This window comes from Staphylococcus sp. HMSC062A01 (assembly GCF_001836805.1).
Lineage (GTDB): Bacteria > Bacillota > Bacilli > Staphylococcales > Staphylococcaceae > Staphylococcus > Staphylococcus haemolyticus.
Genome location: NZ_KV830621.1, coordinates 144,046 through 170,589, shown reverse-complemented (window position 1 = coordinate 170,589; position 26,544 = coordinate 144,046). Strand labels below are relative to the sequence as shown.

The 26,544-nt window shown below is 31.4% G+C and carries 21 protein-coding genes and 1 other RNA gene; 2 read left to right on the top strand and 20 right to left on the bottom strand.

The window, feature by feature from the left end; all coding sequences use genetic code 11:
- The 9 genes from HMPREF2715_RS06170 to HMPREF2715_RS06130 all read right to left on the bottom strand — a co-directional run.
- On the bottom strand, positions 1-3,220 hold a 3,220-nt coding region (locus HMPREF2715_RS06170), incomplete at its 3' end, for a YSIRK-type signal peptide-containing protein (protein ID WP_141757444.1).
- Between the two features lie 386 nt (positions 3,221-3,606).
- Entirely contained in the window at positions 3,607-4,485 is an 879-nt protein-coding gene (locus HMPREF2715_RS06165) for a 5'-3' exonuclease (protein WP_070581693.1), read from the bottom strand.
- Between the two features lie 16 nt (positions 4,486-4,501).
- Positions 4,502-7,945 (bottom strand): dynamin family protein, encoded by a 3,444-nt coding sequence (locus HMPREF2715_RS06160; RefSeq protein ID WP_070839655.1) that lies wholly within the window; start codon positions 7,943-7,945, stop codon positions 4,502-4,504.
- Positions 7,946-8,177: 232 nt separating this feature from the next.
- A complete protein-coding gene (locus HMPREF2715_RS06155; RefSeq protein WP_037537074.1) occupies positions 8,178-8,816 on the bottom strand; it encodes an SDR family oxidoreductase in 639 nt (212 codons plus the stop codon).
- 165 nt (positions 8,817-8,981) lie between these two features.
- Entirely contained in the window at positions 8,982-10,115 is a 1,134-nt protein-coding gene (locus HMPREF2715_RS06150; RefSeq protein WP_070839651.1) for a THUMP domain-containing class I SAM-dependent RNA methyltransferase, read from the bottom strand.
- 113 nt (positions 10,116-10,228) lie between these two features.
- An RNA gene (gene rnpB / locus HMPREF2715_RS06145) (RNase P RNA component class B) lies at positions 10,229-10,612 on the bottom strand.
- 133 nt (positions 10,613-10,745) lie between these two features.
- A complete protein-coding gene (gene gpsB / locus HMPREF2715_RS06140; RefSeq protein ID WP_037550412.1) occupies positions 10,746-11,084 on the bottom strand; it encodes a cell division regulator GpsB in 339 nt (112 codons plus the stop codon).
- Between the two features lie 10 nt (positions 11,085-11,094).
- The gene (locus HMPREF2715_RS06135; protein WP_070581683.1) at positions 11,095-11,658 is read right to left on the bottom strand and encodes an SLOG family protein; all 564 of its coding nucleotides are present in this window, start codon (positions 11,656-11,658) and stop codon (positions 11,095-11,097) included.
- Positions 11,659-11,668: 10 nt separating this feature from the next.
- Positions 11,669-12,007, bottom strand: coding sequence for a DUF1798 family protein (locus HMPREF2715_RS06130; RefSeq protein ID WP_070581681.1), 339 nt, complete (start codon positions 12,005-12,007; stop codon positions 11,669-11,671).
- Between the two features lie 304 nt (positions 12,008-12,311).
- Between HMPREF2715_RS06130 and recU the strand changes: the two genes are divergently transcribed.
- Positions 12,312-12,938, top strand: coding sequence for a Holliday junction resolvase RecU (gene recU / locus HMPREF2715_RS06125; RefSeq protein WP_070581680.1), 627 nt, complete (start codon positions 12,312-12,314; stop codon positions 12,936-12,938).
- The gene (locus HMPREF2715_RS06120; protein WP_070581678.1) at positions 12,935-15,214 is read left to right on the top strand and encodes a transglycosylase domain-containing protein; all 2,280 of its coding nucleotides are present in this window, start codon (positions 12,935-12,937) and stop codon (positions 15,212-15,214) included. The genes recU and HMPREF2715_RS06120 overlap by 4 nt, the downstream gene beginning before the upstream one ends.
- Positions 15,215-15,376: 162 nt before the next feature.
- Here HMPREF2715_RS06120 and HMPREF2715_RS06115 read toward each other — a convergent pair whose 3' ends face one another.
- The 11 genes from HMPREF2715_RS06115 to HMPREF2715_RS06065 form a co-directional block, all read right to left on the bottom strand.
- Positions 15,377-15,706 carry a YpoC family protein gene (locus HMPREF2715_RS06115; RefSeq protein WP_037550426.1) on the bottom strand — a complete coding sequence of 110 codons (330 nt, stop codon included), beginning with the start codon at positions 15,704-15,706 and terminating at the stop codon, positions 15,377-15,379.
- Between the two features lie 4 nt (positions 15,707-15,710).
- A complete protein-coding gene (nth, locus tag HMPREF2715_RS06110) occupies positions 15,711-16,370 on the bottom strand; it encodes an endonuclease III (RefSeq protein WP_037550432.1) in 660 nt (219 codons plus the stop codon).
- Positions 16,360-17,046 carry a DnaD domain-containing protein gene (locus HMPREF2715_RS06105; RefSeq protein ID WP_070442984.1) on the bottom strand — a complete coding sequence of 229 codons (687 nt, stop codon included), beginning with the start codon at positions 17,044-17,046 and terminating at the stop codon, positions 16,360-16,362. Before HMPREF2715_RS06105 ends, nth begins: the two co-directional genes overlap by 11 nt.
- Positions 17,047-17,135: 89 nt before the next feature.
- Positions 17,136-18,428, bottom strand: coding sequence for an asparagine--tRNA ligase (gene asnS, locus HMPREF2715_RS06100; protein WP_070442981.1), 1,293 nt, complete (start codon positions 18,426-18,428; stop codon positions 17,136-17,138).
- 110 nt (positions 18,429-18,538) lie between these two features.
- The gene (locus HMPREF2715_RS06095; RefSeq protein WP_070839648.1) at positions 18,539-21,241 is read right to left on the bottom strand and encodes a helicase C-terminal domain-containing protein; all 2,703 of its coding nucleotides are present in this window, start codon (positions 21,239-21,241) and stop codon (positions 18,539-18,541) included.
- Positions 21,242-21,273: 32 nt separating this feature from the next.
- Positions 21,274-22,245, bottom strand: a complete 972-nt coding sequence (locus tag HMPREF2715_RS06090; RefSeq protein ID WP_070581674.1) for a biotin--[acetyl-CoA-carboxylase] ligase — start codon at positions 22,243-22,245, stop codon at positions 21,274-21,276.
- Entirely contained in the window at positions 22,232-23,434 is a 1,203-nt protein-coding gene (locus tag HMPREF2715_RS06085; RefSeq protein ID WP_070839646.1) for a CCA tRNA nucleotidyltransferase, read from the bottom strand. The genes HMPREF2715_RS06090 and HMPREF2715_RS06085 overlap by 14 nt, the downstream gene beginning before the upstream one ends.
- A 1-nt stretch (position 23,435) precedes the next feature.
- Positions 23,436-24,566 carry an N-acetyl-alpha-D-glucosaminyl L-malate synthase BshA gene (bshA, locus tag HMPREF2715_RS06080; RefSeq protein WP_070581670.1) on the bottom strand — a complete coding sequence of 377 codons (1,131 nt, stop codon included), beginning with the start codon at positions 24,564-24,566 and terminating at the stop codon, positions 23,436-23,438.
- Positions 24,567-24,593: 27 nt separating this feature from the next.
- Positions 24,594-24,911, bottom strand: coding sequence for a nucleotide pyrophosphohydrolase (locus HMPREF2715_RS06075; protein ID WP_070581668.1), 318 nt, complete (start codon positions 24,909-24,911; stop codon positions 24,594-24,596).
- Positions 24,912-25,201: 290 nt separating this feature from the next.
- Positions 25,202-25,900: a zinc metallopeptidase gene (locus HMPREF2715_RS06070; protein ID WP_037550453.1), complete on the bottom strand. Its 699-nt coding sequence runs from the start codon at positions 25,898-25,900 to the stop codon at positions 25,202-25,204.
- 44 nt (positions 25,901-25,944) lie between these two features.
- The gene (locus HMPREF2715_RS06065; RefSeq protein WP_070839643.1) at positions 25,945-26,544 is read right to left on the bottom strand and encodes a DUF1405 domain-containing protein; all 600 of its coding nucleotides are present in this window, start codon (positions 26,542-26,544) and stop codon (positions 25,945-25,947) included.

Here is a 26,544-nt window from a genome sequence, read left to right as displayed (position 1 = left end):
TCGGATGTTCTGCATTATCTATAGCCTTGGCAGTGACATTACCTTCCGGAATAGGTCTTGTAGGTGTAATTGACACTCGACCTGAACTATCTGTTGTTCCGGTACCTATGATTTGCCCATTTTTATCTAATAATTGAACATTCGTATTCGGATCAGTTGTAACTGTAATCGGATCAGTCGTACCTGCTTTTCCAACTAATGGTGAAGTGACTCTAGGTTTAGTTGGTGGTGTAGTATCCGTCGCTTTTCTAGGTGCAGACGTTGAAACGTTGTTAGCAGGGTCATACGCTTTGGCAATCACATTACCTTCTACAATAGGTGTTGTAGGAGTGATTATTATATGACCATTTCCGTCAGTCGTACCTGTACCTATAATGTGCCCATTTTTATCAATTAAATCCACTCGTGTATTTGGATCTGTAGTAACAGTAATCGGTGTTAAAGTTGTTGCTTTACCAGTTAAATCTGTATCGACAGTTGGAACTGTTGGTGGAATAGTATCTGTTACTGATACGTGATCAGAGTCTATTGAGTTAGGTGTCTCTGCACCATCTGTAGCGCGTGCGTAGATTTTACCTAAAGGTAGTGGTGCTGTTGGCGTAACAATACCGTGGCCGTCTATTCCAGTAAGAATTAAACCATAACTTTTTCCATTTTCATCAAAAATTTCCACTCTAGTCATAACATCTGTAGAAACATCAATAGGTGTTCTCGTACCCACTTTATTTACTAAATTAGTATTAATTACTGGTTTTCTAGGTGGTGTTGTATCAGTAACGTGTCTTGGATCAGATGTTGCATTATTAGTTGCATCAGTTTGATCATATGCTTTTGCAGTGATATTACCTTCGAAAAGATAATGATCTGGAGTGATATTCACATGTCCATTAGAACCAGTAATTCCACGACCGATGACATTATTATTTTTATCTAATAGTTCTACTCGCGTATTTGGTGTAGATGTAATGTCGATAACTGGTGTAGAGAAAGCTTTACCTGCAACATCTGTGTTAATGACTGGTTTCATTACAGGTATAAGTGTTGTCGCTTGAACAGGAATCGAAACAGAACTATTCGGATGTAAAGCATTATCTGTAGCTTTCGCAGTCACATTTCCCTCAGGAATAACTCGATCTGGCGTAATAATCACATGACCACTAGCATCCGTTGTACCTGCTCCAAAAATACGTCCATTTTTATCAATTAATGCAACATGTGTGTTTGGATCAGTAGAAACATCAATAGGTGTTAATGTACCAGCTTTATATACTAATCGAGTGTTAATGACTGGTGTTGTAGGTGGAATCGTGTCAGTTGCTAATTTAGGATCGGATGTTGAAACTTTTGATTCATCACTGTGATTATAAGCTTTTGCAGTGACATTACCTTCAGGTATAGGACGAGTTGGTGTAATGAAAGCATGTCCATTAGAACCTGTAGTACCTGTACCAATTTTATTGCCATTTTTATCGAAAATTTCTACTTTAGTACTCGGATCAGTAGAAACGTCGATGACAGAAGTTGTTGTTGCTTTACCTACTAAATTAGAGTTAATAGTTGGTTTTAATGGCGGCTGATTTTCGATAGAAGTTAATGCACTATCTTCAGGTAATAAACGACCTGATAAAACAGTATAGGCAGTTTTACTTGTACCACCCATTGCTGCTGTGTTGGCATATGACCAAGCGTTTTCCAATTCTGCATTCGTCACATTATCTCTTAATTTAACTTCAAGATGCATGTGATAAGCGCGATTTGCACCTTCTGGATGGTTGGGATCCACTTGAATACCAATTCCATAGTTCCAACCACTGAAAATGCCTCTTTGGTCTTCGACTGCTCTTCTCAAATCAGGATTATTTCTATTTGAGTGGAAATATTCGTTCGCATCAGAATTATAACTTCTGCCAGGACGAACACCATAACTGAGATAAAATGTTGTGTGACCAAAGTCATGTTGATTGCTATTTAGCATATCAAACATTTGAGTACTGTTATCTGGATCGATGATAAAATCGCTCGGTGACTCACTCAATAGACTGTTACTACCACTTCTTCTTTCATAAGCGGTATAAGATAGATTTCTAACTGAATCACTCGAAAATGAGCCATCTGAATTTAATTTCATTACTTTATATGGTAATAGCAATGTCATACCTAGACGATGTTGAGAACCACGTGGAATGAAATTAAATCCATCATTGTTGAAGAAAACATCATAAACTAAGTATTTTGAATTTCCATCACGTTTATAATAAGCACGCATTACGGTCTTTCTAAATGTAATATTTTCCACACCATTAACTTGTTGACCAGTACCTAACGCCCTACCATCAGATAATGAGGCATAGTTATGTTGGTACACAATGACGTTTCTACCGGCATTCCAACGACCATTTAAAGTTGTAAATCTAAAATTAGTACCCTTTTCAATTTGTTGACCGTTTCTTGGATCGCGTTTACCTGAATGAGAACGAGTAATCACATTTGCTAATGAATTACGCGTTCGCTCTAATCTTGTAACTAATTCTAGAAGTGATTGTTGCGAGACATTACTAGATTGAGTGAAACGACTACTTTCTACAATTAATTTTTTCGCTTCTTCAATATGAGGATTTGAAGGTTCTATAGTTTCAACTTCTAATAATTTACTTTGAATTTCTTGAGTAAGATTAGTCAGTTTAGAAATGTTTTTGTCATCAATTTTCTGTTTGTTATCCGACTTAGATTCTTTAGGTGTGTCTAGCTTATCATCATGGTTACTTTGATTCGAAGATTGCGTCCCTACGATCGATGAAGATTTTTCTTTCAGTTCATTTGTTTTTTCATCTTTAGTGACTGGCGATCTTTCTTCCATCTTTTCTTTAATAGATGTTGATGTCGAATTAGTAATTTCTTTTTCGCTTGTTTGAGTTTCTATTGCATTTTTTTCTGTAGTTATCTTGTCATTTTCTTTTGATTGCTTATTGATTTCTGCAGCTTGATCAGGAGTTTGATCATTTTGAATTGTTATTGCATCATTTGGATTACTATTATTGTCTCGGGATGCTTGTGGTTCAGTACTTTGCTGTGCTTTTTCAACTGTCGTATTGGTATATTCACTCGCATGGGCTTGATCAGTATGCGTTCCTAAAAATACTAACGTGGCGATTAATGTTGAGAAAGTTCCCACTGCATACTTTCGAATACTGAACTTTTGCAGTTTATCTCGATGATTCATTGATGTGCTTCTCTCCTATTCTATGTTGTATATTCTTGATGTTGATGTTATGAGTAGTTTTGAAAAAGTAATTCCGATAACACATAGCTCAATATCAAATGGATTGATAATTAAGTTACCATATTTATTGTCTTAATTTTTTCAGTCATTAGAACATAAAAAATTGCTCGACAAAAGTTTCACAACTCCTCTCGGGTGTTAATTTCAATTATCATTATGAAATGAACAATTCAGTAGTTGTTCTATTTAATAATATCATTAATTTAATTGAGTGTGAAATAGATTTTAATTTAATAAAATAAAAAAATATAAATATTGAGAATCGTTATAAATCAGTTGAAAAAGAGACTCAAAACACATTATAGGTCTTGAGTCTTTGTACTAAATTATAATTTTGTTGATATATATTTTCCAGAAACATAAAGTTCATGTTCGTTGCAAATTGAAAGTATGTGGTTAAGTGAATGTGCATAAGCCATATCTCTATAAATTTCCATGCTATTTAGTGGCACATCAGTAAATATTTCGGCTAACTTTTTTGACAAAGTTAAATTATACTTATCTGCTTCAATTTTCTTACGTTGTCCAGGAGTCAATTGTTCAATATTGGATAATACATTCTCAACACTTCCATAGGTTTGAATTAATTTAAGAGCTGTTTTTTCACCTATACCTTTAACACCAGGATATCCGTCTGCAGAATCACCCATAAATGCTTTAATATCAATTAATTGTTGTGGATTTAACTGATATTCTTCATTAAAACGAGTTAAAGTATAACGATTATAAATATTAAATCCTTTCTTTATTAACCAAACTTCTACATTATTATTAATGCATTGTAATAAGTCTTTATCTCCAGTGATGATGTGGACCTCGTTATTATCAGAAAATGTTTTTGCCAAAGTTCCTATCACATCATCAGCTTCATAATTAGTCATTCCAACATTTATAAATCCAAATTGGTCTGAAATTTCTTTGACGTAGTCAAACTGTGGAATAAGCTCTTCTGGTGGTGCTGGACGATTTTGCTTATAGTTGGTATACATATCATTTCTAAAAGTGGATTGTCCCATATCCCAACATACAGCTACATGACTAGGATTGATTTCATTTATTGCTGTGAAGATATGTCTAACGAAACCTTGAATTCCGTTAGTTGGTATACCTTTTGAATTATACATAAATTGATTGTGTAAACTTGTAGCATAGAAATGTCTAAATAATAAAGCCATTCCATCTACTAATAGGACACGATTTTTCATATTTTGTGCCTTCCTTCTATTTTAATAGTGCGTTTAATTTTTGATTCGCAATACGTAATTGCTCGATTAATGTATTGTCTAAATTAAATGATAATAATTCATCGATTTGATCTTGAATTGCATCCTCAATTTGCGCAAATTTCTCTTCAGTTTCTTTATTCATCGAAGCAACATACTGAATCAATGCCTGTCTAAATTCACTAATTTGATTTTGTAATAACTCCAACGTATTTGAACTGATTTGTTCTTGTAACTCTCGTTGAGTATTTGGGTTCAAAATTCGACGTTTCGTTAATTGTTTAGGTAAAGCATTAATCATGTCATTTAAATCAACACGCAAGAATGCCTTTTCAGTAAAATTAGGCATAATTGAAAAATCTGAATTAATAAATACATGCAATTGATTTAATTTTTGGATTGTCGGTGCGACTTGTTCGCTAAGTTGACGGTTATAATATTTCTTGATTCGTTCAACTAATAAACTTTGTTCTAAATATAGTCGTTGATGTATTTGATCTAAAAATGCTTTAGAAGAAATTTTCTTTTCATCATTAAAATCACTATTTTGAGTCATCTGACTATTAAATATACTTTTAACATCATCCAATAATTGTAATTTTAATCTGCCATTTAAATGATAAATCTGATCTTCAACTTCATTATTAGTATGTTGTTCTGTAGTAAATAGCAATTGATTTGGTAACCTTTGTTCATTTTGATATTTCTTCAATTGATGCTGACGTTGTTCAATATGAGATTGGTTAGTTTTATAATCATGAATCATCTCTTCGAAAGAAATATTGATTTGCTCAAGTTGTTTAACCATTTGTTGCTCTAAAATTATATTTGAATCAACTTCTACAAATTGGTCAATGCTATGACGCAGCTGATTAATACCTTCATCGTTCCCTCTCAATGCTTTTCTACTTGAAACACCAAAGATATCTGACTTCAAGTTTACTTGAGTTAAAGCATCTTTAACGTAATGTTTTACCGCAGCTAAATCATCACTGTTTTCAGCAAGGTCTACAGCGTTGATAACCATTTTGAATGCTTGATTTTCATTAAGTTGATTCATCTCTTTCATATGTTCGATGAAGTTTTTATCATTATCTGTAAATGAATGATTAAAATAACTCACATATAAAATTAAATCGGATGAAGTTAAAATTTGTTCAGTTTCGTTTGTATGACGTTGATTGTTTGAATGTAAGCCTAGTGAATCAACGATTATTTTTCCTTTCAACCATTCTAATGGTAAATTGATGTGCACGGTTTTAACAAAAGTAGCAAACTCATCTTCAGCACTCCATTTTTTTATTTCCTCTTGAGAAATCGTATGTTTCATACCTTCATCCAACATATCTTTATATATAGAAAAATGTTTGTGAACTGCACTTACAAAAGCAAGTTGCTTCTTTTCTAATTTGTTTTTTAATTGTGGTACATCAGATTGGACAAATGCTTCGAGTGATTCGAAAGAAACATTATGGTATTCAATGAGTTGATTAAGTTCATTTAATAGTTGTTCTTCAGTTTTAAGTGTGATTTGACTATCCTCACCGTAAGATAATTCAGTCGTAGCTGCAGTTGTAGGATTTGGTGAACTTACTAAGTATTGCCCACCTAATAAGGCATTAATTAAACTACTTTTTCCTGCACTGAATGTACCAAATACACCAATTTTGACAAGTTTATTTTCTAATCGTTCTAATGTATCTTTAATATCATTTTTTGTTCTATCAAATAATGGTACAGGTTCAATAATGTTTAATGCTTCTTGAATGTTAACCTTTTTAGTATTACGCTCATTTAAATTTTCATCAGACGCGCTCTCATCTTTTTCTAAAACTTGATCATTGTTTTCTAAAATATAGTTTGCTTCAGTTCTTCCTATTAATTTATCTAAAGAGTCATCCATATGGATATAATAATGTTGATAATTTTTAGTTGTTAGAGATTCTTTTAAATTTTGTAATTCAATATAATGCTCATATATCTGTAGATCATCATTAGTTTCTTCAGTTAAACCTTGCGCTTGTGTATGATCAATCGCTTGATTAAATAACGGATTGGATTGTTTTTCTACAAAATTAGTAATAGCTTTAAGCACTTCATCACTAAAAGTAAGTACATAAGTATTACTTATACTCGTTTGAGGTTGATATAAATTGGAAATTAAACTTGAATCTATTTCGTAATGTTGATTTAATACATCATGATTAACTTCAGAGTTATTAATAAAACGTGTTAAAAATGACATGTCCTCTCGTAAGGGTTGTCGAATTTGTTGATTAACTTTGTCTTGAAGTTTAGAAACAACATTCTGTAAGCGTGCTTCTTGTTCCTCTTTTTTTTTCTTCTTTTTGTTTAAAAAGCCGCCAACTTTAAAATCATCACTCATACTTTCAAGATAATGTCTAATATCTTCACGCATGTCATGTGTCATAATGTATGCATTATCTAATATATCTTTTCGCTTTTGTTTTAAAAAACTTAATAATTGATCAGGATTATTTAAGAGTCGAGCTTCTTCACTAACGGCTTGATTTTGTTGAAATTTAGCATAGGCTTGTTCAAATTCATCTTCATTTATATTAAGCTGTTCTAGAATATCTTGTAGTTCATTTTGAATATATCCTAATTGAGCCTCTGTAATAAACTTAACTGTACGATTTACATAATCCTCAATAGGTTCTCTATAATTATCATTCTGTATTAAATATTGAGAAAGACGTGAAAGTTCATTTTCGGGATGATCGAATTTTGTTACATAGAAAATATCTGTAAGTTTAATATCCCAATCTTCTATTGATTTATTGACTCTTTGTTTGAAAGTTTCAAAAGTAATTTCATCTTCATTATGTTTATCGATTTGATTAATGATAAAAATGACTGGTATACCTACATCATTCATTCTTTTAATAAATTGAAAATTTAATGCAGATTGTACATGATTGTAATCTACTGTATAGAACAAAATGTTGCTTGTATACATGAATTGTTCAGTTGTAGACTGATGTGTAGTTACGTTTGAATCTACCCCAGGTGTATCTTGAAGCGTAAAACCATTTTTGAATTTTGAAGAAGGAAAATTAATTTCAACAGACTCTACATCTACATTTAAACGATTCATTTTTTTGACTTCATCATATGTTATTAATTTTGTATATTGTTGATTTTCTAAATTAGCTATAATTTCTTGTTTGTCTGCAACTGATACGATTGCAGTATTACTTGTGGTAGGTACTGGTGAACTTGGAAGAATATCTTGTTCTAATAATAAGTTAATTAATGTAGATTTCCCCGCTGAAAAGTGACCAACAAAAGAAGCGGTATATTGATTTAAATATACCTTTTTTATTACTTGATTAATAGTATGTATTAAAGTTGAATTTTTTGATTTTTCAACTTCTTTTTTTAATTTATATAAAATATCTAATTGTTCATTATTAGCCATGCTAAGTCCCCTTTGTTTCAAACATTCAAATAAAAAAGTAACAGCCTGAGACATACTTAATGTAACAGGCTATTCTTAATCGGGTAGGCAGATTTAAAATTAAATATACTGTTTAAGTTTATTCAACAAAAATTATACTTACTAAAGTAAAAACTTTAATTTTTATTTCTGACTCGCTACCTATTTATTAAATTTTATCACAACAATAGTTTGAAACAAATATAAAGAATAGTTAATTGAACCAAGCTGGTTTATCTCCATCAGTGTTTGGTTTATTAACACCTATGTTTTCTTTAGAATATAATTCTGGGTTTTTCGCTATACGTACAGCTAAACTTGCAATACTGCGTCTTGAAACTTCTGTTCCTCTAAATTGAGTATCCTTCGATGTAACTTCGTAATCTGTCTCATTTTTAAATGTAAGCCATGCTGGACGAATAATTGTATAATCTAATGTTGATGCTTCAATAATATCTGCAGCTTTACGATATTTTGTCAATTTCTCTCCAAATTGAGATTTATTAAATTCATTAAATTTAGCTGGTAATTCATCGTAAATACCAGGGGCAGCTACAAAGATTAATCGTTTAACATCTTTTTTAGACATAGCATCTACAATAGCTTGTGCTTCGATATCTAATGAACCAGATAGACTAGCAAATACAACATCAACTTTATCAAGTGCTTGCTCTAAATCTTTTGAGTTTTTTGCATCGCCTTCATAAACTGTTACTCGATTTGATGCGTAATCAGGAATTCGATGCGCATTTCTTAAAAATAAATCTACATTAAAATTAGAATCCTCTAAAAATATTTTAGTAGCCTCGATAGAGACCTTACCATTTGCGCCTATTATTAATACTGTTTGCATATTATTTCTCTCCTAACTAAGATGTATATAAATTTATGTATTTGTATCTATATTTAACACTCTTACTATCACTTTACATCAGTAATAATAAGAGTGCTAATGAATTGATTAAATTAATTAAATATTATTAGCTACATTAAGAAAAATTTACAAATTTAATAAAAATTATATAGTAGTTGGCTTTTTACCCCAATATTGATAATAAGTACATTCAATATAGCCGTTAAATAATTTTCTTCTTTTAGTAGCTTTTCGATTAACTAAAAATTCAAATTCCTTGTTACTAGTCAAGATGTAAGTTGATAAATGTGAATGTTGATTCATTAATTTACCAATATAACGATACATTTCTTCGACTTCTTCCTTATCTCCAATTCGTTCACCATATGGAGGGTTTCCAACTAAAGCTACTGATTCATCGGTATCAATTGTTAATGTATTCACATCTTTAACACTAAATTGGATTATATCTGCCAAGCCGACTTCTTTAGCATTACGTTTAGCAATTTCAACCATTTCAGGATCTATATCTGATGCAAATACTTGAATGTCTTTATCGTAATTAGCTTGTTGATCAGCATCATCTCGCATATCATCATAAATATTGGGAGGCATAATATTCCATTCTTCAGAAACAAAATCTCGATTGAAGCCTGGTGCAATATTTTGAGCGATTAAACATGCTTCTATGGCAATAGTACCTGAACCACAGAAAGGATCTATAAAAGGCGTATCTCCCTTCCAATTGGCAAGTCGTACCAGACTCGCGGCCAACGTTTCTTTAATAGGAGCTTCCCCCTGAGCAATACGATATCCACGACGGTTCAAACCTGAACCTGAGGTATCGATAGTCAATAATACATTATCTTTTAAAATAGCTACCTCAACAGGGTATTTAGCACCACATTCATTTAACCAGCCTTTTTCATCATAAGCTTTTTTTAAACGTTCAACAATCGCTTTTTTAGTAATAGCTTGACAGTCAGGTACACTATATAATGTTGATTTAACACTTCTACCTTGAACTGGGAATTGCCCTTCTTTATCAATAATGTTTTCCCAAGGTAGCGATTTTGTTTTTTCAAAAAGTTCATCAAATGTTGTAGCGTTGAAACGGCCTACAACAATTTTAATACGATCAGCTGTGCGTAACCATAAATTGCATTGCACAATAGCTTTAGCATCACCTTCAAAAAAGATACGTCCATTTTCAACCTGTGTTTCATAACCGAGTTCTTGGATTTCTTTGGCTACAACAGCTTCTAATCCCATTGGACAAACTGCTAATAATTGGAACATTACGTTTTCTCCTTTTTTATAGATATATTTATATGTTAACAAAATTTATTATGTATGAGTAAAAAAATAAAAAGCTCTCCAATCAATGGGAGAGCTAAACTAGTTCATGATATTTCTGTAAGCCATGTTCTGTACCGTTGTACTCATAACGTACACTAGTTGTACTGGTACGTCGGTGGTAACCATCTGTCTACAAATCTTTATATTCCGAATAAAGATGTCTCGTTTATACGTTGAATTCCGCTAAACAAGTGCTCCTACCAAATTTGGATTGCTCACTCGAGGGGTTTACCGCGTTCCACCCTTCATATTTCTATGAAAGCTACGTCACTGTGGCACTTTCAAACTAATTTAACCATATCATAAGACTTAGGTTATTTCGTTGCCGTCAAATTAATGCCTTGATTTATTGTTTCATCAAGCACGAACACTACAATCATCTCAGACTGTGTGAGCATGGACTTTCCTCTATATTTCTATAGCGATTACCCAAAATATCACTTTTGCGATTATATCATAATTTTTTATACTATAACAGATATTTTTAAAGAATATCTGTTGTTAATTGAATACTTATTATTAGACAAAAAATATCCAATTGATAACATTCATTAATTAAGCTAAGTTAGATTACTTTCCAAAAACAGCTTTTTCTAAATTTGAAATTCTTTTTAAAATATCAACATTATTGTTTGATGAACTTGAGTTGTTTGAAGAAAACGATTTATTGTCAGAAGGTCTTGTTGTTGCCACTCTTAGTCTTAATTCTTCAACTTCTTTTTTTAATTTGTTATTTTCTTCAGACAATTTTACAACTTCATTATTCATATCAGCCATTTTTTGATAATCTGTAATGATATCATCTAAAAAAGCATCTACTTCCTCACGACGATAACCACGGGCCATAGTTTTTTCGAAATCTTTTTCATAGATATCTTTTGCTGAAAGCTTTAAAGAAACATCTGCCATTTTTTCCACCTCATTCGAAACTTTGAACTTGCTCCCACTGCATATCATTTATAAAATCAGTGAGTTCATCAAATGCCACAATATCACAAGTATAGTTTGTTTTATTTATAAAATCAACTAACATCCTTTTAAAGAATTTTGGGCTTCCTTCTTGCTCTTCATCATATATAAGTATAGTCATATTTGTATGATCTAACATAAACTGATCTGTTTGTTTAAATTGATATGGTCCTTCATATTCGGTATGATGTACACTTTCCATAAAATCAGCTTCTTGAGCAATTTTATTATACTTCATTTGATTCTGTTCATTCCACTTAGAAGTATGCCCATAAAAAGGCGTTATAATTCCTAATTTTAAATCGGGATACTCAACTCGCAAATCAATAACTACTTCAGCCGTCCATAATTCAATACCAAGTTGTCCTTGAATAAGTACCCACTCAAGCCCCTCATCAATATATTGTAATAATTTATGTCTGATAAAAGCTTTTAAATAATATACTTCAGGTGCGTCATCTTTGAAAATATTTAGTTCAAAAGATTTATACCCTGTTACATACACAGTTTTCAAATGCTCAACATCACCCTTCAATAGTTTGATAAATATAATTTAAATCGTAGTTAACAGCTTTTAACTTCTCATTAAAAAGCTTTTTGCTTGTTCTATAAAAGTGACAATCTACTGATAATTCTTTATATGACTTAATTAGTAAATCAAACTTATTAGCATTCATATAACTCAATTGAATAATCTGGGGTTTTAATTTAATGAGATTTTCTAACTTAGTGTCTATCGCTTGCGAATAAGGGTAAACTACTTCATAAAAATCAAAGTTCGTCTCGGAATTTTTAACAATATTATAGCGATCTTCTATTGTATGTAATTCATTGATTAAATCATTTATCAACATAGTATCCATGAAGACGCCCCCCTTATATTCAATTTAATTTATCATAATTTAAACTAACCGTCATTTAAATTGCTAGCTATATAAACAGGATAAATACATTGAAATATTGTTTTACTAGTTAATTAACGTTAAAATAAAGTAGATTAATAATGAAATTCATAGATAAGATTAAATACTTATTTGTCTATTTTTATTATTATCTATCATAGTTTGAACATATAATCATTTTACATAAATGATTATTAATAGTATTAGTTAGTGTAAGTATTACATAACCACTATTATATGAATTCAAACTTGTGTGGTGAATTAAATGAATTACCCTAATGGAAAACCTTTTAAGGGAAATACGACTATGGTCGGAAGAAACGGTAAATCGAATTTTAGTAATATAGAATATGGTGGCCGTGGTATGACTCTTGAAAAGGATATTGAACTTTCAAATGATTATTATTTAAAACATGGTAAAGCGGTTATCCATAAAAAACCAACACCTGTTCAAATCGTTAATGTTCATTATCCCAAGCGAAGTAAAGCAGTTATAAATGAGGCTTACTTTCGTACACCTTCAACTACAGATTATAATGGCGTTTATAATGGTCATTATATTGATTTTGAAGCAAAGGAAACTAAAAATAAAACATCTTTTCCTTTGAATAATATTCATGATCATCAAGTAGAACATATGAAAAATGCATTTCTTCAAAAAGGAATTGTATTTTTAATTATAAGATTCAAATTACTTGATGAAGCATATTTATTGCCATTTTCCAAATTCCAAAAATATTGGGATAGATATAAAAATGAAATAAAAAAATCAATAACAGTTGAAGAAATAAGAAAAAATAGTTACTATATTCCTTATCAGTATCAACCAAGATTAAATTACCTCAATGCAGTTGATAAGTTGATATTAGATGAAAGTGAGGACCGCGTATGACGGAAAATAAAGGATCTTCTCAACCTAAAAATGGTAAAAATGGGAAGTCCAAAGCAAAAAAGAATAAGAATGTGAAAAGAACGATTATCAAGATTATTGGCTTTTTATTAATTGCCTTTATCGTTTTAGTTCTATTAGGCATTTTATTATTTGCGTATTATGCATGGAAAGCTCCTGCATTTACCGAATCTAAATTACAAGATCCTAAACCGGCAGAAATTTACGACAAAAATGGTGATTTAGTAAAAAAATTAGATAACGGCGCAAGAAGAGAACATGTTGAGTTAAAAGATGTTCCTAAAAATATGAGAAATGCTGTGTTAGCAACTGAAGATAACCGATTCTATGACCACGGTGCAATTGACTATAAACGTTTATTTGGTGCCATTGGTAAAAACTTGACTGGTGGATTTGGTTCACAAGGTGCATCTACTTTAACACAACAAGTAGTTAAACGAGCATTCTTAAGTGAAGAGAAATCTATCGGACGTAAAGCACAAGAAGCTTACCTATCCTACCGTCTAGAACAAGAGTACAGTAAAGATGAAATCTTCCAAATGTACTTAAATAAAATTTATTATTCAGATGGTGTTTATGGCGTTAAAGCTGCAGCTAAATATTACTTCAATAAAGATTTGAAAGATTTAAATCTTGCGGAAGAAGCATATTTAGCAGGTTTACCACAGGTGCCTAACCTTTATAATATTTACGACAACCCTAAACAAGCGGAAAATCGTAAAAACACTGTACTCTACTTAATGCATTATCACAACAGAATTTCTGATAAAGAGTATAATGCCGCTAAGAAAATTAATTTAAAAGCTAATTTAGTAGATCGTACAGCTAAGGAACGTCAAATTGGCACTGATAACTCTGATTCAGAATACGATTCATATGTGAACTTTGTTAAATCTGAATTGATGAACAATAAAGAATTCAAGAATAAAAACTTGAGTGATGTTCTTCAAAGTGGAATTAAGATTTATACAAATATGGACAAAGATGTTCAAAAAACATTACAAGATCGTATAGACAACGGTAATTACTATAAAAATGAAGACCAACGTGTTGGTTCTACAATTCTTGATAGTAAGACTGGTGGCTTAGTTGCAATTTCTGGAGGTCGTAACTTCAAGGACGTTGTTGACAATAACGCTGCAACTGATGCGCATTTAACTGGTTCATCATTGAAACCGTTCTTAGCTTATGGTCCAGCTATTGAAAACATGCAATGGGCTACGAATCATGCAATTCAAGACGAATCAAGCTATTCAATAGATGGTGGTACATTCCGTAACTATGATGGAAATGGACATGGTACTGTAACTGCGTATGATGCGTTAAGACAAAGTTTCAACATTCCAGCGCTTAAAACTTGGCAACAAGTTAATTCACAAGCTGGGGATAATGCAGCTAAGAAATTCGCATCAAAAGTTGGATTAGATTATCAAAGTGACATTGGCCCTTCTGATGTACTTGGTGGTGGCGCTTCTGAGTTCTCACCTACTCAATTAGCATCTGCTTTCGCAGCAATTGCTAACGGCGGTACTTACAATAATGCACATTCTATCCAAAAAGTTGTAACAGCTGATGATGACACAATTGAGTTTGACCATACAAGTCATAAAGCTATGAAAGACTACACTTCTTATATGTTAGCTGAAATGCTTACAGGTACATTCAAAGCCTATGGTTCAGCCTATGGACATGGCGTATCAGGCGTTACTATGGGTGCTAAAACTGGTACAAGTACTTACGGTACTGAAATTAACCAACAATATAACCTACCTGATAACGCTGCAAAAGACGTTTGGATAAATGGTTTCACACCTAAATACACAATATCTATCTGGATGGGCTTCAGTGAAATTAAAGAAGGTGGCGTTAACTCATTCTTAGGTCACTCAGAACAAGAATATCCACAATATTTATATGAGGATGTTATGTCTGATATTACTTCAAGTGATGATGGTGACTTCAAGAAACCAGATTCAGTTAATGGCTCAAGTGCTGATAATTTATCAGTAAGTGGTCACCCAGATAACAACACGACTAATCGTGAAGTAAATGGTAGCAGTGGCTCAAGTTCATCAAATAGCTCAAATAGTTCAAATAACTCAAGTAATTCTAATAGTAGTAACACTAATAATAGTGGCAATATTAATTCAGGAACTACAAACAATAATTCAACAACACAAGGTACTAATACTGTCGGAAGTACACTTTCAAACATCTTTAATTTAAATAATATTTTCGATTTTAAAAAGTCCTCATAGTGTTTTTGAAATGTTAAATAATTAAAAGAAGGCAATTTCTATTACATCAAATAGAAATTGCCTTTCTTTATAATCATTGATAAAAATTAAATATTTGAGTATAAATATAAGCCAGTAGATGAATTAAATAACTCATTTTACTGGCTAATTACTGTTATAGTATTAACTTTGTCGCTTTCTTCTAATTTGGTATGACGCATTCATTTTAATTAATTCATTTTTTAAAGTCTTCATTTGACTATAACCCATAAAGTGATATTTTCTAGCTAACATATATCGATAGCGTTCTTCAAAGTTCATTGGAACTACTGGGTATTGATCTAATAATTTGAAATCAATAGTTTTAATTTCATTAATTTCTTTAAAAAATTGAATTATTAAATCAAAGTACTTATCGATTACTGGCTTAGCGTTTGATGAATTTAATGCTCTTTGTTTAGTGTATTCATCAAGTAACTCTTCAATTTCATCAAATTCTTGTTTATTAATCATTTAATCAAGCTTCCTTTAATTGCCCTTTCATACGTTTTTGCCCTTCTCTACAATCATTTAGTAAGGGACATATGTCACACTTAGGCTTTCTAGCTAAACAATGGTAGCGACCAAAGAAGATAAGTTGATGATGACTTCTACTCCATCTTTCCTTTGGAATAATACTACATAATCTATCTTCTACTTGTGTCACATTATCTTTCCATCTATTAATTCCTAGTCGCTTAGAAACACGTTCAACATGCGTATCAACTGCTAATGATGGCTCATCGAAAGCTACACTCATAACAACATTTGCTGTTTTACGACCGACTCCAGCTAAACTTTCTAATTCTTTATGAGTACTAGGAATTTGACCATTGAATTGTTCGAGTAGTGACTGACAAAGCTTTTGTATATTTTTCGCTTTGTTACGATATAAGCCAATCGAACGTATATCATTTTGCAGTTCTTCGATATCCACATTCAAGTAGTCTTGAGGCGTTTTATATTTTTGAAAAAGCGTACGTGTAACTTTATTTACTAAATTATCGGTACATTGAGCTGATAAAAGGACTGCAATTGTTAATTCGAAAGCATTATCATGTTTGAGCTCGCATTCAGCATTTGGAAACATATCAGCTATGACATCTATCATTTCTAGTGCTTTCTTTTTACTTATCATCTAACTTCTCCCCATTTAACCAATCAAATTTTGGTATATGATTAACCGTATGTGTCATAGATGGCTTGTTAAATTGTTCTCTTATTTTCTTAGATTCTTCAGTAGTTGTGACATTATTCTTTTTCCAATTTAACAATATACGATCTACGTACTTGAAACTAAGTTTGTCATGACTATATGCTTCATCTAACGCTGCTCTAATTAAAGTAAAGTCATGCTTGTCTGTGTCAATCCATTGATTAAGTGTTTCAATTTCATATGGTGAAATAGGTCTAGCAAACAAGGATTCTATATATTGGAAAAGGTCTTTAAAATTTTGTTGAGCTTGATTTGTTAGTTGTTTTGAATGATCTTGAGATAAAATATTGCTTAATTTTTCATAGAAACCATCTAAATTCATATATTCCGTAAATTTACCTTCTTCGTCCTTTTTTACATGAAGTTGTAATAAATCCCTTTGAATTAAATGCTGAATGATGCTAGTTATTTCACGTGGTTCCATATCTGAGCCTAATTTCAACTCATCGATGGATGGTTGTTTATTTGTTGTTTCAGAGGCATAAATCAATTTAATTAAAATAATTAAATCTTTTTCTGTCAGTCCTAATTCACTATAATGGTCAAATAATTCTCTTCTAACGACGACAGGACGTGTTTTGAGTTGAATTTTATTCAAATTGATATTCCCCCTCTTTAAAGTTGAAAAAGCGTCCAGTCAACATGCTGACTGGACGAGTAAATTAATATGGTATGTGGGATTAGAACTTATGGATATAAACGATTTAATAATCGTGGGAATGGAGCAGTTTCTCTTACGTGTTCCACACCAGAAATCCAAGCAACAGTTCTCTCTAACCCTAATCCAAATCCGCTATGTGGCACACTACCATAACGACGTAAGTCTAAATAATAGTTATAACTTTCAGCGTCTAATTGATGTTCATCTATACGTTGTTCTAATAATTCTAAATCATTAATACGTTCAGAACCACCAATGATTTCACCATAACCTTCTGGTGCAATTAAATCTGCACATAAAACTGTTTCTTCATTCTCTGGATTTGGTTGCATATAGAATGGTTTAATTTTAGTTGGATAATTTGTAATAAATACCGGTAAATCATAATGATTTGCAATAGCAGTTTCATGTGGTGCACCGAAGTCCTCGCCCCACTCAATATCATCGAAACCTTCTTCTTTTAAGAACTTAATTGCATCATCATAAGAAATTCTTGGGAAAGGTGCTGAAACCTTTTCAAGTTTACTCGTATCTCTATCTAGTGCTTTAAGTTCTAATTGACAATTTTTAAGTACAGATTTAACGACATGTGATACATACTGTTCTTGGACTTCTAAACTTTCCACATGATTTGTAAATGCCATTTCTGGTTCAATCATCCAGAATTCAATCAAATGGCGTCGAGTTTTAGATTTTTCAGCTCTGAAAGTTGGTCCAAATGAGAATACACGACCATGAGCCATTGCAGCTGCTTCCATATATAATTGACCACTTTGAGAAAGGAAAGCATCTTCATCAAAGTACTTAGTATGGAACAATTCACTTGTTCCTTCTGGAGCACTTGCTGTTAAGATTGGAGGATCAATTTTAGTGAATCCATTTTCATTAAAGAATTCGTATGTCGCTCTAATAATTTCATTTCTGATTTTCATAACAGCATGTTGTTTTTTTGAACGCAACCATAAATGTCTATGATCCATTAAAAATTCAGTACCGTGATTTTTAGGTGTAATTGGATAATCATGTGCTTCGTGAATAACTTCAATTGATTTCACTTGCATTTCGTAGCCTAAATCTGAACGGTTATCTTCTGTGATAACACCAGTCACATAAAGTGATGATTCTTGTGTAATTTCTTTAGCTAGTTGGAATGTTTCTTCAGAAACCTCTGATTTAACCACTACACCTTGCATAAAGCCACTACCATCACGTAATTGTAAAAAGGCAATCTTGCCACTTGAACGTTTATTTGTTAACCAAGCACCAATAGTCACTTCTTGGTTAAGATGTTGTTTAGCTTGTTTAATCGTTGTTTTCATAACCAATCTCCTAATTGTCATTCTTTGTAATCAATACTTATTTATTTTAACAAAATAAATTGTGAAGTTCTAGCATGTGAACACACTATCTCAATGTATAACAGTTTGAATCATTTATTAGCATCAATATTATGTTGGATTTTGTTAACAAGTTTGCTAAATTGTTTAATATCGCCCTTTTTTTGCTTATAATTTTCTAAAGTTTGAGCAAAAAAGTTTTTATAGTTACTGCTTACAAGACGATCATCAAAAGAGACAATCAACCCTTGATCATCTTCATTGCGAATTAAACGACCTAAACCTTGTCTAAAACGAGTAACTGCGTCGGGTAAAACATAGTCCTTAAAGGTAGAATCAAATTCAGAATCCATAAGCCAATGTTTCGTATTGTATTTATTCATAAATGGAAGTTTAGCTATCATAACACATTTAATACCTTTAGCTTGATAATCAAAACCTTCGAAAAACGTTGATGTGCCAAGTAAAATTGTCTTATCAAAATTATTAAATTGTTGAACAATTTTATAGTTTTGATTTTGTTGTTGTGTAAGTACTACATAGTCTTCAAAAGTGGGTAATTCATTTAATAACTCTTGTACCATGTGCATCATACGGTAGCTTGTAAATAACACTAAACATTTCGAATCAGTGATTGTTACATACTCTTGAATATAATCCACTATAGATGCTATGTAATCATCGATATTTTTGAAGTTATAAGAACTAACATCACTAGGAATAAACACGTTCGTATTCGTGCGATTAGATAATGTCGATGGAACTTGATACGTGTTAAAATGCACATCTTCTTTAAACCAATTTTTAAAGGCATCAAACTTATGATTAAACGTCAATGTTCCAGAAATAAATGTTAATGAATTAAATTTATCTAAAACGCGAGTCGTTAAAATATCACGAACTGCATAATCTTTAACAATCAACTTAATAGTTGACTTTTGAGTTAGATTCCTAATGGACAAGTACGCAGTATGTTTATCTTTTAAACTCTGCTCTATATTTCGATAAGTATCATTAATATATAAAAGTTGTTTGCGTAAAGTCTTAATTGTTTTGTGCGTCATACCATTAAAAATTTCTAATGTCTTATTTATCTTATCAACAATCAAATGCAAATCTTTAAGTATCTGAGTTGAATCAAATTCAAATACATAATGGTGTCGATGTATATCATCATCATAAACGTCAGAGTTTTGAATGATTTCGAATATATGATTAAATAGACGTTCATTTAAATCATGTATTTCTGATATATTCATTTTTAAACCGAATACATCTATCGGTGCGATATCTAAACGTTCTAAAATTCGTTGTTGTTCTAGTTTATCAATCGCTTTTAATAATTTTTCATTTTCATTTTTTCCTATTAAACCAAGTTGATATTTTAAATCTGAATAATCGAGTTCATTAGTGACTTGGTTTAATGCATAGTCAGGTAAACGATGTGCCTCATCAATTATACAATCATCGAAAAGTTGATAAATTGAATTCTCTTGGTCTGAGTGTATGAGATGTGCATGATTAGTGATTCCGATTTGAATATGATGTGCATTTCGTTTGATGTAATTGTAATAATGTATATCATGTCTAACTGCTACATAAGTTTCAATCTTTTGGTCAAAATACATTTTCTGGCCACCTTTAAGATTTAAATCTTGAATATCTCCATTTTCCGTTTCGATAATCCAGGTCAATAATTGCATTTTTAAAATATTAACTTCATAGTTGGTAGTTTCATCTTTCAAAATCTGACTAATTAAGCCAAGTGAAATGTATTCAGATTTACTTTTTATGAGTGTGGCATTAATTTTAAAGTTTAGTGCTTGATTGATACTCGGAATATCTTTTAGCAAAAGTTGATTTTGCAACAGTTTAGTATTAGTCGAAATCATGACATGACGTCCAGTTTCAATGTTATACATCAAAGCCGCCAAAAGATATGCCAATGACTTTCCACTACCTAAAGGTGCTTCAATCATCGCTTTATCATTGTGCATGAGTTGCTCTAGGATGATTTCAGATAAATATAGTTGTTGTGGACGATATGTTAGATTAAGTGATTTAACTACTTCACTATACAATTCTTTAAGTGATCCATTAAATGTTGTTTTAGGTGCTTTTAAATCAATTTGCTTTTTATAAATTATTTGTTCGAATTGACCGTATTGATTATCTAAAGGTGAATTTTCATGTTGACGTACCATTTCAAACAAGACATTAAATAAGTCATATTTTAAATTTTTACTTAAATAATAGAGTTGTTTTAATGTATCTATTGGTAGTTGTTCGAACTTTTGAAAGGCTTTAATCATTAGTAATGCAGTAGTAGTAGCGTCTTCATCAGCCCTATGTGCGTTGTCTAAGGGTATGTCGTGTGCCTCTGCTAATTCACTAAGTTGATAACTCTTATCAGTAGGATAAGCAATTTTAAATAATTCTAACGTATCCAGAACCTTTTTAGGTTCAAAATCTATATTACAGTTTTGAAAGGCTTGTTTTATAAAATTTAAGTCAAAATCAACATTATGAGCAACGAAAACACAATCTTTCAATTGTTTGTAAATTTCTTGTGCAATTTCATGAAAATAAGGGGCTTGCTCTAACATGGTATCTTCAATAGAAGTCAACGCTTGGATGAATGGAGGAATTTCCAAATCAGTACGAATCATAGAATGATAAGTCCCAGATATTTTATTGTTACTTACAAAAGTAATACCAATTTGTATAATTTCATCATAATCAAGTTGATTGCCAGTTGTCTCTAAATCTACAACTGCATAACTTGTGTGTCCCATAACTAACTCTCCTTATTTTCATGTCATTCGCATTATATATCTATATCCGCACTAATAAGGTGTCTAACTTCATTATTTTCGTCTCTAACTATTAAGAAACCATCGTCATCAATATCGATTGCTTCACCTATAAATTGTTTGTCGTTTTCAGTGAAACGCAATTGGCGTTGCCATATATTTGAGGCTTCAATATACTCATTTCGAATTTCTGAAAAAGGCTTTGTTAAAAATTGTGAATATCGTTTTTCGATTGATGAAATGAGCTTTTCTAAAAATGAGTATCGATTAATTTTATTATTACTATATAAACGAATGCTTGTTGCTCTCTGTTTAATATCATCAGAGAAATCACTGTCACTGTGGTTTAAATTAATACCTATACCACAAATAATAGCGTCAATTGAATCGTAATTTGCTATCATTTCAGTTAAAAAACCACATACTTTTTTATCAGCAATATAGATATCGTTCGGCCATTTAATTTCTACTTTATCATTCGTGAAAGATTGTATTGCATCCCTAATTCCTAAAGCAATAAACAAGTTAAATTTTGGGATCATTGAAAAAGGTACATTTGGACGCAATACTAGAGACATCCATAAGCCTTTTCCTTTTGAAGAAGCCCAATTACGATTAAATCGACCTCTTCCTTTTGTTTGTTCGTCACTTAATATAATCATAGACTTATTATTATCTACCAATTCTTGCTTAGCAATAATCTGAGTTGATTCAACACTTTCAAATACTTTTATCTCCGAAGCTAGTTGTGAATTTTTTAAAATATAAGATACGATACCATTATACCAACTATCTGGGAGTTCATTTAATTGGTGGCCTTTATGATTGATAGATTCGATTTTGCAACCATCTTTTTTTAATTGATCAATGACTTTTTTAACAGCTGCTCTAGAAATATTTAGCTGATCAGCAATATATTGTCCCGAAATATATTCAGATTGATGTATATATAACATACGTATAACATCTTGACTATATTTTGACATTCTCTTTCACCCACTTCAATAATTCATCTTTTAAATTTGGAACTTTATTTGTTAACACATCATTTTCTATTTGTCTAAGAACTTCTTTCAGCCAAGGGCCACTTTTTTTAGACGTAATTCTAAGTATATCTCCACCATTTATGTTTAGATCTCTACGACTTCTAATAGGTAAATGTTGATCAATTTCTTTTATTGATTGAAGATTAAATATTAACGGAGAGGCTACTTTAATGTTATTGTCTTCAAGTATTGAATTAATAGCAATGATATCTAAAATATTATTCATACCATAGTTATAAACGAATAATTTTAATTGATCTTTAGATGAAACATGAGGCATCTCTAGCATTATTTTATGATATTGATTGATTTTAGTTTTCTCATTGTTGCTTATATTTAAGTCAGAAAGTGAAGTATTTGTTTGTTCAACAGTCATTAATATTGCTAACCATAATTCAAAGCTTATTGGTGAATTAACTTTAGTTTGCTTCATATCAAGACTTCTAAAGAAAGGTACATAATTAAAGAAATTCAAACCTATTAGGTTTAGGTAGCTTTGGCTTACATTTTGACCTTTAATTAATTTTTTTAATTCCACGACAATGCGTTCTATAGATAAATGTTCTACATCTGCGATTTGATGTTTCATCGCATCAAAAGTATCACCTTCTATAGTAAAATTCAATTGGGATTGAAAGCGTAAGCCTCTTAAAATGCGTAATGCATCCTCTTTAAACCGTTCTTTAGCATCACCAACAGTTTTAATAATATGTTGATTTAATGCTGCATTACCGTCAAAATAGTCATAAATATTAAAATTTTTATCCATGGCAATTGCATTAATTGTAAAGTCACGACGTTGTAAATCTTCTTTTAAATCACGCACGAAATAGACTTCACTAGGCCTACGATGATCAACATACTCTGCTTCAGCTCTGAAGGTTGTTACTTCATAATTTGTTCCTTGATACACGACATTTATAGTGCCATGCTCTCTCCCGATTGGGATAGTCTTGTCAAATATTGTTTCTATTTCATCTGGTGTAGCACTAGTAGTAATATCGATGTCGTGAATGGGTCTGTTCATTAAGTAATCTCTCACCGATCCACCAACGAAATATGCTTCAAATCCATGTTGTTCTATTTTTTCTAAAATGGGTTTTGCTTGATTAAATAGTTCTGTTCCCATACTAATCCTCTTTTTGATTTAACATTTTTCTATAGTAGTGTTCATATTGATCAGTTATTAATTCTGAACCAAATCGTACATCAATATCCTTTAACATAGCAGTTTGCATTTTATTATATAATTCTTTATTTGAAAGCAGTTGTAACGCATATTCACTTGCACTAGTGCTATCTCCTATATCCACAATGAAACCAGTCTCATCATGTTTAATAACCTCTTTAATCCCACCAGCATTAGAACCTATCGGCACTACTCCTGTTTTCATTGCCTCAAGCAAAGTTAATCCAAAGCTTTCTTTTTCACTTAATAGAAGTACTAAATCAGACATTTGGTAAAATTCACTTACTTGGTCTTGCTTGCCTAAGAATAGTACATCACTATCGATACCTAAGTGACGCGCTAACTTTCTCATGTCTAATAATTCAGGACCGTCTCCTAACAAGATTAATTTACTTGGTATGTTTTTATGAACTTTAGCAAATGTCTCTAATATAGTATCTATGCGTTTCACTTTTCTAAAATTAGATACATGTATAAGTACCTTTTCATCAGGTTTAATACCATATACTTCTTTAAGCGTTTCATCATGACGTGTTGTAAATTCATTTTCACGCACAAAATTATAAATAGGAACAATTTCTTTCTCGGTTTCAATGATTGATTTAGTTTGATGTGCCAAAGAGTGACTCACACTTGTAACAATATCACTTTGCTCAATCCCAAATTTAATGGCGCCTTTGAGTGAATGGTCGTAACCTAGCACTGTGATATCAGTACCGTGTAACGTGGTCATTATTTTAATATCTTTTCCAGACATTTGACGTGCTAAAATTCCACAAACTGCATGAGGTACTGCATAGTGCATGTGTAATACATCTAAATCGTATTCCTTTATAACTTCTGAAATTTTAGTACTCAAAGTAATATCATATGGAGGATATTGAAAGACTGCATATTGATTTACTTCAACTTGATGAAAAGTAATATTAGGTAAAGGCTTACGTATTCTAAAAGGAATATTGGAAGTTATAAAATGTACTTCATGGCCTCTTTCTGCCATTTTTATTCCTAGCTCAGTAGCAATAATACCAGAACCGCCCATAGATGGATAACATGTGATACCTATTTTCATGAAAATCTATCCTCCTCTTGTTTATATTTATTTGCGTTCAAAACGATTTTTATCTCTAGTGTTGAACTTTTCCATTGTTTCATTAAAACTTTCAGTCATATCAATATCTAATGAATTAGCTATACAAAGTAAAACAAATAAATTGTCTCCTAATTCAGCTTTAATTGTATTATCTTCTTCAGTTTCTTTCTTTTTCTTTTCACCATGATAGTGGTTTATCTCTCTAGCAAGTTCTCCAGCTTCTTCTGTTAAACGTGCTAAATTTGCCAGTGGAGAAAAATAACCAGCTTTGAATTGTCCAATGTACGCATCCACTTCATTTTGCATTTCTTTCATAGATTTCATTACGATCACTTTCTCCTTTATTATTTACTCTTATTAAGTATATATCATATTAAAAAATCATGCATTTTATGAATATGAAAAGAACAGACTATATTTTAAATCATACTGCTATATTTAAAAAATAAAAAAGGAGCAGAACAGAATTCATCTTGAATTCATTGTTCTACTCTCTTATAAGGATATCTAAAGTTAAAAATTTTGGTATTTGAACATTCAAAGTTTTAAATAACTACTAAAAATTTATAGTAGTTTTTACATCATTGTTTTTTATACCTATAACCCTAATTTCATTAATTATCACTTGCTTTAGCGATTAGAATAATTCTAACTAGTTCTGCAACAGCTGTCGCAGTAGCAGCAACATAAGTCATTGCAGCGGCTGAAAGAACCTTTTTAGCATGTTTATATTCTTTTTCATTTACAATGTTTAATGCAGTTATTTGTTTCATTGCTCTTGAACTTGCGTCAAATTCAACAGGTAAAGTTACGATTGAGAATAAGACTGCAAGTGACATTAACCCAGCACCAATCCATAAAGCTGTTGAGCCAAATGCACTACCCATAGCTGTTAAGATGATACCTAACATGATAATCATGTAACTTAATGAACTACCTAAATTAGCTAGTGGTACTAATGCACTTCTAAATCTTAAAAATGCATACCCTTGTTGATGTTGAATCGCATGTCCAACTTCGTGTGCAGCAATAGCTGTACCAGCTACTGAAGGTCTATCGAAGTTTGCAGGAGATAAACAAACAACTTTCTTTTTAGGATCATAGTGGTCTGTTAAGAAACCTTCACCCTTTACTACGTCAACATCATAAATACCATTTGCATGAAGTATTTCTTCTGCTACCTCGCGACCAGTTTTACCACTTGTTGATCTTACTTGTGCATATTTTTCATAGTTAGATTTTACTTTGTGTTGTGCCCACATAGGAATGAGCATAATAATGACAATATATATTATATAAGACATTATAGACAATAATTCCACTCTCCTTTAATCATATTCTACTGACTATCTAGTATTTAATCAAATAATTTAACCGATAAGATTTTTTTTAAATTATAATATAAACTTAGTGCAAAAACACTTAGCCAGAAAGCAATATAGCCTACCATCTCTTTGTGCTGTTCAATAAAATCATAGTACGGGTACTTATTTAAAACATAATCCATATAGTCATTGTTAAGTACCCAGATCATTGCCACTAATAGCCCACTAATCCTAATTTTTAAACGAGGATAGAAATAAATAGCTTGAATCGCCATAATACCATGACTCATAATCAAAAAAACATTCATTATGGTTAAGTTATGATCTAGATTAATCATGAGAATATTCATTATTATTGCCCAAAGTCCATATTTAACTAAAGTTACGAATGCAAGCGCCTCTACAAATGGGATATGCTTATTAAAAATGAGACAAATAATAACAATACACAAAAAAAGTGAAGCGATTGGGCTATCTGGTATAAATGGCAAGAAATACCAAGGTGTTTTAACTAATTGATTACCATACCAAATAAATCCATATAAGGTACCGAGTATGTTGAAAATAAGTAAAAAGATTAAGCAAGAGTAGCGATATAAGGTTAACTCCCACATCTGTTTTAATGTAAGCAT